Origin of the sequence: Streptomyces poriferorum (genome assembly GCF_019399235.1) — a bacterium.
Taxonomy (GTDB): domain Bacteria; phylum Actinomycetota; class Actinomycetes; order Streptomycetales; family Streptomycetaceae; genus Streptomyces; species Streptomyces poriferorum.
Genome location: NZ_JAELVH010000233.1, coordinates 1 through 10516, shown reverse-complemented (window position 1 = coordinate 10516; position 10516 = coordinate 1). Strand labels below are relative to the sequence as shown.

General features: G+C 70.4%; 12 protein-coding genes and 1 tRNA gene. 5 read left to right on the top strand and 8 right to left on the bottom strand.

The window, feature by feature from the left end; genetic code table 11:
* Window positions 1–409 (bottom strand): DUF3662 domain-containing protein (locus tag JGS39_RS30225; RefSeq protein WP_219572887.1); only part of this gene is annotated, 409 nt, incomplete at its 3' end.
* A 315-nt stretch (window positions 410–724) separates the two neighbouring features.
* Between JGS39_RS30225 and JGS39_RS30220 the strand changes: the two genes are divergently transcribed.
* A tRNA-Leu gene (locus JGS39_RS30220) sits at window positions 725–807 on the top strand.
* A gap of 244 nt (window positions 808–1051) precedes the next feature.
* Here JGS39_RS30220 and JGS39_RS30215 read toward each other — a convergent pair.
* A complete protein-coding gene (locus JGS39_RS30215; protein WP_219572886.1) occupies window positions 1052–1663 on the bottom strand; it encodes an FMN-dependent NADH-azoreductase in 612 nt (203 codons plus the stop codon).
* 143 nt (window positions 1664–1806) lie between these two features.
* Here JGS39_RS30215 and JGS39_RS30210 point away from each other — a divergent pair, with 143 nt between their 5' ends.
* The 4 genes from JGS39_RS30210 to JGS39_RS30195 all read left to right on the top strand — a co-directional run bounded on the left by JGS39_RS30210 (window position 1807) and on the right by JGS39_RS30195 (window position 5240).
* A complete protein-coding gene (locus JGS39_RS30210) occupies window positions 1807–2154 on the top strand; it encodes a winged helix-turn-helix transcriptional regulator (protein WP_219572885.1) in 348 nt (115 codons plus the stop codon).
* 145 nt (window positions 2155–2299) lie between these two features.
* A complete protein-coding gene (locus tag JGS39_RS30205; RefSeq protein WP_219572884.1) occupies window positions 2300–3751 on the top strand; it encodes a DUF2252 domain-containing protein in 1452 nt (483 codons plus the stop codon).
* A gap of 58 nt (window positions 3752–3809) precedes the next feature.
* A complete protein-coding gene (locus JGS39_RS30200) occupies window positions 3810–4847 on the top strand; it encodes a J domain-containing protein (RefSeq protein WP_219572883.1) in 1038 nt (345 codons plus the stop codon).
* 48 nt (window positions 4848–4895) lie between these two features.
* Window positions 4896–5240 carry a rhodanese-like domain-containing protein gene (locus JGS39_RS30195; RefSeq protein WP_219572882.1) on the top strand — a complete coding sequence of 115 codons (345 nt, stop codon included), beginning with the start codon at window positions 4896–4898 and terminating at the stop codon, window positions 5238–5240.
* Window positions 5241–5393: 153 nt separating this feature from the next.
* Here JGS39_RS30195 and JGS39_RS30190 read toward each other — a convergent pair whose 3' ends face one another.
* From JGS39_RS30190 to paaA, 6 genes are all read right to left on the bottom strand, one after another.
* Window positions 5394–6653: an acyl-CoA dehydrogenase family protein gene (locus tag JGS39_RS30190; protein WP_219572881.1), complete on the bottom strand. Its 1260-nt coding sequence runs from the start codon at window positions 6651–6653 to the stop codon at window positions 5394–5396.
* A gap of 126 nt (window positions 6654–6779) precedes the next feature.
* Window positions 6780–7838 carry a 2Fe-2S iron-sulfur cluster-binding protein gene (locus tag JGS39_RS30185; protein WP_219572880.1) on the bottom strand — a complete coding sequence of 353 codons (1059 nt, stop codon included), beginning with the start codon at window positions 7836–7838 and terminating at the stop codon, window positions 6780–6782.
* Complete coding sequence (paaD, locus tag JGS39_RS30180; protein ID WP_219572879.1) at window positions 7839–8351, bottom strand: 1,2-phenylacetyl-CoA epoxidase subunit PaaD; 513 nt, start codon at window positions 8349–8351, stop codon at window positions 7839–7841.
* Window positions 8345–9046: a 1,2-phenylacetyl-CoA epoxidase subunit PaaC gene (paaC, locus tag JGS39_RS30175; protein ID WP_219572878.1), complete on the bottom strand. Its 702-nt coding sequence runs from the start codon at window positions 9044–9046 to the stop codon at window positions 8345–8347. Before paaC ends, paaD begins: the two co-directional genes overlap by 7 nt.
* On the bottom strand, window positions 9043–9333 hold the full coding sequence (paaB, locus tag JGS39_RS30170; protein ID WP_219572877.1) for a 1,2-phenylacetyl-CoA epoxidase subunit PaaB: 291 nt from the start codon (window positions 9331–9333) through the stop codon (window positions 9043–9045). The genes paaC and paaB overlap by 4 nt, the downstream gene beginning before the upstream one ends.
* A complete protein-coding gene (gene paaA, locus JGS39_RS30165; protein WP_219572876.1) occupies window positions 9330–10379 on the bottom strand; it encodes a 1,2-phenylacetyl-CoA epoxidase subunit PaaA in 1050 nt (349 codons plus the stop codon). Before paaA ends, paaB begins: the two co-directional genes overlap by 4 nt.
* Window positions 10380–10516 lie beyond the last annotated feature (137 nt).

Below are 10516 nucleotides of genomic sequence, written 5' to 3'. Positions count from 1 at the left end.
GGCCGGGCTGGCCGGGCTGGTCCTGCTGTGACGAACTCGACGCCAAGGTGCGGCTGCGTACCCGGTAGAGACCGGTGTCGAGGTCGTCCGCCTTCTCCAGATGGACCTTGATGGGGCCCATGAAGGTGTACCGCTGCTGCTTGGCGTAGTCCCTGACCAGCCCGGAGAGCTCGTCGCCCAGCTGGCCGGAGTACGGGCTGAGACGCTCGTAGTCGGGGGCGCTGAGCTCGACGATGAAGTCGTTGGGGACGACGGTCCGCTCGCGGTTCCAGATGGTGGCGTTGTTGTCGCACTCCCGCTGGAGGGCACCGGCGATCTCGACCGGCTGGACCTCGGACTTGAAGACCTTGGCGAAGGTGCCGTTGACCAGACCTTCGAGACGCTGCTCGAAACGCTTCATGACTCCCATGGGGCACCTCCTCCGGTGTTGTCGTCCCTGTACTGCTTACTGATCGTATCCACGCGTAGGGAAATCGGCTGGTTCCCCTTGTCTGCACTGTGGAGGAGTGTCCCCCCTCACACGGATCGTAGAGGCGGCCTCCTGACAGTGTCCCGCACCTTGGGTGCACTCAGGAGGAGTGGGGGGCGGCGGCTCCGGGTTCCCGGTTCCCTCGGGACGTTCGGCGAAACAAACGGATGTGAATCCACCCTGTCCAGCGTGCTAATCTTCCGTTTGTCGCCAGGCGCTCGCAGCAACAAGCGAGAGTCTGGAAACACCACTCATGCGCGAGTGGCGGAACGGCAGACGCGCTGGCTTCAGGTGCCAGTGTCCTTAGGGACGTGGGGGTTCAAATCCCCCCTCGCGCACAAGAGAGAAGCCCCACAGGCCATCGGCCTGTGGGGCTTCTTCGGTTCCGGCCCGGGGTTGTCCGGTTCCGGCAGGGGCTTGTCCGGTTCTGGGTCAGTCAGGGGTTCCGGTCCGGCCCAGTCGGGGATTCCGGTCCGGCCGTTCAGGGATTCCGAGTGTTTGGTTTCACGTGAAACGTCCGATTCGCAGAGAAGGGCCGGGGTCCGCGGACCCCGGCCCTTCTCTGCTGTCGCGCCCTGATTCTCAGGCGGCGAGGCGGGAAGCGAGGGCCTTGGCCTTCTCGGAGGCATCGCTGAGTGCCTTGGCGCGGGAGGAGTCGGCGAGCGGGATGAGCTCGGCCATCTGCGGATTGCTGTGGGCCAGGGTGAGCTCCGGCACGATGAAGTCGACCTCGGCGGCGAACATGGACGTCAGCAGCGTCGCGAGATAGTTCTGCACGAATTCGGCGCCCTCGCGCGGGGTGCCCGCGGCGTACGAGCCGCCACGGCTGGCGACGACGGTGATCGGGGTGCCGGCGACCGGGCTGTCGGGGCCGACGTTGTGGCCGACGATGATCACGTGGTCGAGCCATGCCTTGAGTGTCGACGGAATCGTGAAGTTGTACATGGGGGCGCCGATCAGGACCGCGTCCGCGGCGGAGAGCTCTGCGGCGAGTTCGCCCCGCAGGGGGTGCGCGGCACCGGCTGCGGCGGCCTCGGCGTTCAGATGCGGCAGGGGCTCGGCCGCGAGGTCGCGGTAGACGACCTTCCCGTCGGGGTGCTGCTCGAGCCAGGTCTGTACGAAGGCGGCGGTGACCTCGCGCGAGGCGGAGCCCTCGGGGAAGACGGCGGAATCGAGGTGCAGGAGGGTGGCCATGAGGGACTCCATGGATCGGTATGGGTTGGTATGGATCGGTAAGGGGAGGGCCGATAGGCGGTCCAATATTTCGTACGTACCTAGTAATAACATAGTGGCTTACGAATAGTAAGTCCCTCACGTCCACGCAGTACTCTGGATGGATGGCGGATCACAGCGAGCAGGCGTGCAGGCGGGTGGACGTGGGCATCAGCCGCGTCTTCGAGCTGTTCGGTAAGCGCTGGACAGGGCCGATCGTCTCCGTGCTGATGCAGCATCCGGTGCACTTCGCCGATCTGCGGCGGGCCATTCCGGGCATCAGCGAGCGCATGCTCTCCGACCGGCTGACCGAACTGGGGGCGGCGGGGCTGGTGCTCCGCGAGGTCGACGAGGGGCCGCCGCTGCGGGTTTCGTACCGCCTGACGCAGGCCGGTGCCGCGATGGAGCCCGCCCTCAAGGAACTGGGGAGCTGGGCCGAGACCCATCTGAAGGACGACCTCGGCGGCTGTTAGGCCCACGTCATGCCGCGGCCGGCCCGAACGGGAGCCCGGGGGTGGGGTGCGGGCGGACAGCGGTACCGTCTGCGGCAGTTGATGCTGGACCGGGACGCCGGACGCCGACGGCGGCGCCGGGTGCGGTCGGGGGAGGCTGCGCGCCATGAGTGAGACCGAAGCGACACTGTCGGTACGGCGGGACGCGAAGGACGGGGCACGCATTCCCGTCGTACCCGGGTTCGCCCACCGTGCGGCCCCGGAGGACCGCACCGCACCGCTGTCGCCGAGAGAGGCCGGCAAGGCGCTGCGCCGGAGTGTGCCCCGCTCCTCCCACGCCTCTCTGGTTCTGCCTGCGGGGCGGCCCGACGCGGTGCGGGCGGTCGAGGAGTCGAATCAGGGCCGGGTGGCGGGTCTCACACCGATACGGGTCGGGCGGATGGCCGCGTCGCCCTTCGCCTTTCTGCGGGGGTCGGCGGGCCTGATGGCCCGCGACCTGGTGGGGACACCCGTCACCGGGATCGCCGCTCAGCTCTGTGGCGACGCACACGCGGCGAACTTCGGGCTCTACGGCGACGCCCGCGGCAGCCTGGTCATCGATCTGAACGACTTCGACGAGACCGTGGCCGGCCCCTGGGAGTGGGATCTCAAGCGTCTGGCCACCTCACTGGTGCTCGCGGGCCGCGAGGCCGGCGCGGACGAGGAGACCTGCCGCAGGGGCGCGTACGACACGGTCGGCGCCTACCGGCGGACCATGCGGCTGCTGGCCCGGCTGCCCGCGCTCGACGCGTGGAACGCCATCGCCGACGAGGAACTGGTCTCGTACACGGACGCGAAGGATCTGCTGGGCACCCTGGAGCGGGTGTCGGAGAAGGCGCGCAACAACACCAGCGCCCGCTTCGCCGCGAAGTCCACGGAGGACTCCGGGGACGGCGGTCGCCGGTTCGTCGACGCGCCGCCGGTGCTGCGCCGGGTCCCGGACACGGAGGCGGCGGCCGTGGCGGCGGGGCTGGGCGACTATCTGGGCACCGTCTCGGAGGACCGGGTGCCGTTGCTGGCCCGGTACACGATTCACGACGTGGCGTTCCGGGTGGTCGGCACGGGAAGCGTGGGCACCCGGTCGTACGTGGTGCTGCTGCTGGACCACCGGGGCGAGCCCCTGGTCCTTCAGGTGAAGGAGGCCAGGCCGTCGGTACTGGCGCCCCATCTGCCCGCCGTGGGCTTCGACGTGCCCGAGGTGGGCCACGAGGGGCGCCGGGTGGTGCTCGGGCAGAAGCGGATGCAGGTCGTCAGTGACATCCTGCTGGGCTGGGCGACCGTGGACGGCCGGCCCTTCCAGGTGCGGCAGTTCAGGAACCGGAAGGGCAGCGTGGACCCTGCGGCGCTGGCGGCCGACCAGGTCGACGACTACGGCCGGATGACGGGTGCGCTGCTGGCGCGGGCCCATGCGCACAGCGCCGATCCGCGGCTGATCGCGGGGTACTGCGGAAAGAACGACGAGCTCGACGAGGCGGTGGCGGCGTTCGCGGTGACCTACGCGGACCGTACCGAGGCGGACCACGCGGACCTGGTCCGGGCGATCGGAGCAGGGCGGATAGCCGCCGAAACGGGGGTGTGAGGTCCGCTGCGCCGACCGTGCGTCCTCGGCACCCCGGCCGTGGCCATACGCTGGACGGGTGACCCACGAAGCCGCCGGGGTGCCGACCACCCGGAACGACGATGCCCTGCAGGACGACGCCCCGCAGGACGAGCGGCCCGGCCCTCCGGCCGGGGCGCAGGCCGAGGCGCAAACGGACGGGCCCGGCGCCGGACGTGATGCCGGTGCGCCCGCTCACGTGGGTGCGACCGGTGATGTGACTGCTGGGACGACTGACGATGCTGCTGCGGGCGCTGCGGGCGCTGCGGGCGCTGCGGGCGGTGCAGGCGCTGCGGGCGGTGAGCAGGCGCGTCCCGAGGCGCGGCTGGCGCATGCCGTGCGGGTCGCCGAGCAGGCTCTCATCGAGTTCGAGATCGCGGTGGAGACGTTCCGGGTCGAGGTCGAGAACTTCTCCAGGCTGCACCACCAGCGGCTGGGCCCGATGTACGCACGGCTCGACGAGCTCGACGCACTGATCGCGGAGGCCCGGGCCGCGAAGTCGGGCGATCCGGAGGATCTCCGCAAGGCGCGGGACGCACGGGCGATCGTGATGCCCATGCCGGGGGTCGACGAGCTTTTCCACGACTGGATCGACTCCGACGGTCTGTCGCCCGAGGCTGCGGCGATGCTGACCGAGCAGCCGGTCCGGCCGCCCAAGCGGGTCCGGCCGACCGACGAGGCACGCAAGCTGTACCGCGAGCTGGCCCGCAAGGCCCATCCGGACCTGGCCCAGGACGAGAAGGAGCGGGCCAGGCGCGACGAGTTCATCACGCGCGTCAACGCCGCATACGGGCGCGGGGACGAGGCGCTGCTCAGGGAACTGGCCCAGGAGTGGGCGGCCGGACCGGTGGTGCCCCCGGCGGAGCTCAGCGAGGCCGACGAGCTGTACGCCCGGCTGAACTGGCTGACGCAGCGCAAGGAACTGCTGACGGTGCTCGCCCAGGAACTGGAGCAGAGCGCGATCGGCGCCATGCTGCGGATGGCTCCGGATGATCCGGACCACCTGCTGGAAGAGATCGCCGAGCAGTTGCTGGGCGAGGTCTCGCAGCGTGAGGCCGAGCTGTCAGGTCTGCAGTAGCGTTTCCGGTGACTTCGGTGCGCATGTGAACGAGAGAAGGCATGACCCATGAATTTCGCCCCGCTTCCCGCAGTCGCCGTCACGGCGGTGCCGGCGGACGGTTTCGTGCTGGACGTCCGGGAGGACGACGAGTGGGCGGCCGGGCATGTCGACGGCGCCCTGCACATTCCCATGAGCGACTTCGTGGGCCGGTTCGGTGAACTGACCGAGGCGGCGGAGGACGGCCGGCGCGTGCACGTGATGTGCCGGGTCGGAGGCCGGTCCGCCCAGGTCACCCAGTACCTGGTGAAGCAGGGCATCGACGCCGTGAACATCGACGGTGGCATGCTCGCCTGGGACGGTGCCGGACGCCCGATGGTCACCGACAACGGGGCGCCCGCCTTCGTCGCCTGACCTCGCGGGGCGCCGCCCGGCTTCGTCGAGCGACCTTCCGTGGCCTTCCGGGGCTTCCGGGGCTTCCCATCGCCTCGCCAGGCTCCGTCGAGTGGCCTCCCGTGGCCCTGCCCTGCCCTGCCCCGCCCCGTCCGCTTGCGCTGCGCGGTGGTGTCAGCCGAGGGGGTGAGCGGCCAGCAGGTCGCCCAGGGCCTCCTCATGTGCCGCTGCCGGGCCGAGGGAGAGCTCGATCTGCTTGGCCCAGGCGTGGAAGCGGTGCAGCGGGTAGTCGGTGTCCGCGCCGAATCCGCCGTGCAGGTGCTGTGCCGTCTGCACGACACGGCGGACTCCGTCGGACGCCCAGATCTTCGCCACCGCGACATCGCCTGCCGGTGGCAGCGCGCCGGCCCCGCCGACGGCGATCCGCCAGGCCGCCTGCCAGAGGGTCACCTCCATAGCCCGCAGGTCGATGTAGCGGTCCGCGGCCTGCATGGCCACGGCCTGGAAGGTCGCGACGGGGAAGCCGAACTGCTCGCGCTTGCCCGTGTACTGGCTCGTCATGGCCAGCACGGCCTCGCCGAGGCCCAGCGCGAGTGCGCAGGTTCCGGTGGTGAGGACGGAGCGCAGCCACTCCCAGGCATCGGCGGCGTCGATCAGCCGGCGGGACTCGACCCGGACGGCGTCCAGCCGTACCTCGCCGAAGAGTTCACCGTTGGTGGAGACCTGCTCCGCGATGGTGACACCGTCGTCGTCGCGGCGGATCAGGGCCAGCACGGCGCGGCCGTCCCCGGCGTGGGCGGGCACCGCGATCCAGTCCGCTGCCTGGGCCCACGGCACCGCCGACTGGACGCCGTCCAGTACCCAGGATGCGCCTGAGTTGTTGTTCCTGCCGCTGCCGCTGCCGCTGCCGCTGCCGCTGCCGCTGCCGCTGCCGCTGCCGCTGCCGCTGCCGCTGCCGCTGCCGCTGCCGCTGCCGCTGCCGCTGCCTCCGACGCCGTCCTCCGGCCGTGCGGTGACGGCGAGTTCGGCCGGGTCGTGGCCGGTGCGGCCGTTGGCGCCGACCGTGAGAACCAGATCCCCCCGGCCGATCGGGGGCAGCAACTCGGCCGCCAGTTCATGGTCGCCGTAACGCTGGACCGCCATCGCGACCGCGCACGTCTCCAGCAGCGGAACCCGGGCGAGGACCTTCGCGGACTCGCGCAGCACCAGGCAGAGCGCGACCAGGTCGAGGCCCGCCCCGCCATGCTCCGGAGCCAGTGTCAGGCTCAGCAGGTCGCCGGCGGCGAGACCGGCCCACAGCGATCGGTCGATGTCCTCGGCGACCGCTCCCGGGACGAGAGCGGGACTGGGCACCGCATCGGGGGCGACGCCCGAGAAGACCGCCTGCGCTGCCTCGGTGGCTGCCTGTTGTTCCTCGGTGAAGGTGAAGTCCACTGTCCTGGCCTCCCGCGAACCGCTGTGCCTGTAGCCCGACCTGACGGAGCGTCAAGATAGAACAGGTTCTACAAGAAGGGAACAGGCCGGGCGGGGTACGAGGTGCGGGGCGCGCGCCGCAGTGGGTCAGCGGTCGAAGTCGAGCTCCACCTCCCCCGTCACCGGATGGGACTGGCAGGCCAGCACGTACCCCGCGTCCGTCTCCTCGGGCTCCAGGGCGAAGTTGCGGTCCATCCGTACCTCTCCCGAGACCAGGAAGGCCCGGCAGGTTCCGCAGACCCCGCCCTTGCAGGCGTACGGCGCGTCGGAACGGCTGCGCAGCACCGTCTCCAGAAGGGAATCGCCCTCCTGCACCGGCCAGGTGCCCGAGCGGCCGTCCAGGGTCGCGGTGAGCGTGCTCTGTGCCGAATTCTCGTCCCGCGGCCGCGCGGAGGCGCCCGGGGTGTCCTCGACGTGGAAGATCTCCTGGTGGATGCGGGTCCGGTCGACGCCCAGGCCGTGCAGCGCGCCTTCGGCGGCCCGGACCAGTCCGAGCGGGCCGCACAGGTACCAGCCCTCCATGTCGGCCACCGATAGCAGGGCCGGCAGCAGTCCGGTGAGTCTTTCGCGATCGAGTCGGCCGGAGGGAAGGCCTGCCTGCTGTTCCTCCCGGGAGAGCGCGGTGACCAGCTGGAACCGGTCCGGGTAGCGGTCCTTGAGGTCGGCGACCTCGTCCAGGAACATGGTCGATGCGGCGGTCCGGTCGCTCCGGATCAGGCAGAACGAGGCGTCGGCCTCGCGGGCCAGCAGGGTCGCCGCGATGGACAGCACGGGGGTGATCCCGCTTCCCCCGACGATCGCGGCGAACTGCCCGGCGCGCGGTGCGAGCACGAAGCGGCCCATCGGAGGCATCGCCTCGACCTGGTCGCCGACCGCCAGTTCCTTGAGCGCGTACGTGGAGAACGCGCCTCCGTCGACGAGCCGGATGCCCACGCGAAGCGCGGGGTCGGCCGGCTGTTCGGTGGCCGGTGCGCAGATCGAGTACGAGCGGCGGATCTCCTCGCCGTCGACCGTGTAGCGGACGTTGAGATGCTGGCCGGGCTTGTGGCGGAAGGTCTCGCGCAGCTTCGGCGGAACGGCGAAGGTGACGGCCACCGAATCGTCCGTGAGCCGCTCGATCGCGCTGACCCGGAGCGGATGGAACATCTACAACTCCTTGAAGTGGTCGAACGGTTCACGGCACGCCACGCAGCGGCGCAGCGCCTTGCAAGCGGTCGACGAGAACCGGCTCAGAAGCTCCGTGTCGGTCGAGCCGCAGTGCGGACAGCGCACCGACAGGGCGACGGGTACGGGCCCTGCCCCTGCGGAGGCGGTCGCGGCGTCGTGCGGCCTCGGAGGCGCGATGCCGAACTCGGCGAGCTTGCGCCGGCCCTCCGCGCTGATGTCGTCCGTGGACCAGGCCGGGGAGAGGACGGTGACCACGGAGACCTCGGTCATGCCGTGGTCGTACAGCACTCGCTCGATGTCGGTGGACATGGTCTCTATCGCGGGGCAGCCGGTGTAGGTCGGGGTGAGCCGCACCGTGACGTGGCCGGGTGCGAGCACCTCCACGCCCCGGAGTACGCCCAGCTCCTCCAGGGTCAGTACGGGCAGCTCCGGATCGGGGACGGAGCCCGCGAGGCTGCGCAGCTCCTCCTCCAGAGGTGTCCAGGTCACCATGACGCCCCCGGGTGGCTGCGGTGCAGGTGCTGCATCTCGGCGACCATCCGGCCGAAGGGTTCCGTGTGGATGCCCTGCCGGCCGGCACCTGCTGTCCAGGCGCCGGTCTGCGGTCCGGTCGGCACGGTCAGCGTGGCCCGCTCCAGCACGGTGGTGAGGGAGTCCAGCCAGCGGCTGTGCAGTGCCTGCCAGTCCACGTCGACGCCTTCGACGGGCTGGAAGAGCTCGCCTGTGTAGCGCCACAGGGCATCCACCCCGTGCTGCATGCGCGCGTGGCTCTCGGCCGTACCGTCCCCGAGGCGCAGGGTCCACTGCTCGGCGTGGTCACGGTGGTAGGCGACCTCCTTGACGGCCTTGGCCGCCAGACCGGCGAACTCGCCGTTTCCGGCCGCCAGCTGTTCGTACAGGCCGTGCTGGTGGACCGAGAAGTACAGCTGGCGGGCGATGGTGTGGGCGAAGTCGCCGTTGGGCTGCTCGACCAGCTGAACGTTGCGAAAGGCGCGCTCCTCGCGCAGATACGCCAGTTCGTCCTCGTCACCCGCCAGGGAGAGCAGGATCCGGGCCTGGCCCAGCAGGTCCAGGGCGATGTTGGCGAGGGCCACCTCCTCCTCCAGCACGGGGGCGTGGCCCGCCCACTCGCCCAGCCGGTGCGACAGCACCAGCGCGTCGTCGCCGAGAGCGAGGGCCGCGGTCACAGGTGCTTCACCCCGTCCGGGATGGCGTAGAAGGTCGGGTGCCGGTAGGGCTTGTCACCCGCCGGTTCGAAGAACGTGTCCTTCTCGTCCGGCGATGATGCCGTGATCTGGCTGGAGGGCACCACCCAGAGGGAGACGCCCTCGGAGCGGCGGGTGTAGAGATCGCGTGCGTTGCGCAGGGCCATCTCGGCATCCGGGGCGTGCAGGCTGCCGGCGTGGGTGTGCGAGAGTCCGCGCCGCGAGCGCACGAACACCTCCCACAGCGGCCAGTCGGTCGAGCTGCTCATGCTGTCGCCTCCCCGTTCGGTACAACCGTCTTCGGTACATCCGTCTTCGCTGCGTCCGCGTTCGGCGAATCCGTGTGCTTCTGTGCGTATGCGGCGGCCGCGTCCCGGACCCAGGCGCCTTCCTCATGGGCCCGGCGGCGCTGGGTGAGGCGCTGCTCGTTGCACGGCCCGTTGCCCTTCAGGACCTCCTGGAACTCCGTCCAGTCGATCGCCCCGAAGTCATGCTGACCGCGCTCCTCGTTCCACCGGAGGTCCGGGTCGGGGAGCGCGAGGCCCAGGACCTCGGCCTGCGGGACGCAGATGTCCACGAAGCGCTGCCGCAGCTCGTCGTTGGAATGCCGCTTGATCTTCCAGGTCATCGACTGCGCGGAATGCGACGAGGCGTCGTCCGGCGGGCCGAACATCATCAGGGACGGCCACCACCAGCGGTTCACGGCGTCCTGCGCCATCTCGTGCTGCGCCGGTGTCCCGTGGCTGAGCGCGAGCAGCAGTTCGTAGCCCTGGCGCTGGTGGAAGGACTCCTCCTTGCAGATGCGGACCATGGCCCGGGCGTAAGGGCCGTAGGAGCAGCGGCAGAGAGGGACCTGGTTGGTGATCGCCGCGCCGTCCACGAGCCAGCCGATGGCGCCGACGTCCGCCCAGGTCAGGGTCGGGTAGTTGAAGATCGAGGAATACCGCTGACGGCCCGCGTGCAGCTTGTCGAGCAGCTCCTCGCGGCCCGTGCCGAGGGTCTCGGCCGCACTGTAGAGATACAGCCCGTGTCCCGCCTCGTCCTGCACCTTGGCCATCAGGATGGCCTTGCGGCGCAGCGAGGGGGCGCGGGTGATCCAGTTGGCCTCCGGCTGCATGCCGATGATCTCGGAGTGGGCGTGCTGGGCCATTTGCCTGACCAGCGAGGCGCGGTAGGCGTCGGGCATCCAGTCCCGTGGCTCGATGCGCTCATCGGCCGCGACCGCGGCGTCGAAGGCCGCCTCCAGGGCCCCGTCCGCCCCATCGGTACTGCCTGCTGCCGCCTGCGCTGTCTGGCCCGCAGTCACTGCCACCATCCCGGACTCCCTACCGACCGATCGTTCGGTTCAATGTCTTCAATGGTGAGTCTGCGGCCCGTAGGGTGTCAACCCTGTGGATAACTGACCGGGATCGACGGGGATCGGGGCGGGATGGATTCGTACGACGACAAGGG

Bases quoted from the DNA above. Each gene is read 5' to 3' on its own strand.
- paaB (WP_219572877.1), bottom strand. From the start codon at position 9,333: ATGAGCAGCTCGACCGACTGGCCGCTGTGGGAGGTGTTCGTGCGCTCG.
- JGS39_RS30215 (WP_219572886.1), bottom strand. From the start codon at position 1,663: ATGGCCACCCTCCTGCACCTCGATTCCGCCGTCTTCCCCGAGGGCTCC.
- JGS39_RS30205 (WP_219572884.1), top strand. From the start codon at position 2,300: ATGAGTGAGACCGAAGCGACACTGTCGGTACGGCGGGACGCGAAGGAC.
- JGS39_RS30195 (WP_219572882.1), top strand. From the start codon at position 4,896: ATGAATTTCGCCCCGCTTCCCGCAGTCGCCGTCACGGCGGTGCCGGCG.
- paaD (WP_219572879.1), bottom strand. From the start codon at position 8,351: ATGGTGACCTGGACACCTCTGGAGGAGGAGCTGCGCAGCCTCGCGGGC.
- JGS39_RS30185 (WP_219572880.1), bottom strand. From the start codon at position 7,838: ATGTTCCATCCGCTCCGGGTCAGCGCGATCGAGCGGCTCACGGACGAT.
- JGS39_RS30210 (WP_219572885.1), top strand. From the start codon at position 1,807: ATGGCGGATCACAGCGAGCAGGCGTGCAGGCGGGTGGACGTGGGCATC.
- paaA (WP_219572876.1), bottom strand. From the start codon at position 10,379: ATGGTGGCAGTGACTGCGGGCCAGACAGCGCAGGCGGCAGCAGGCAGT.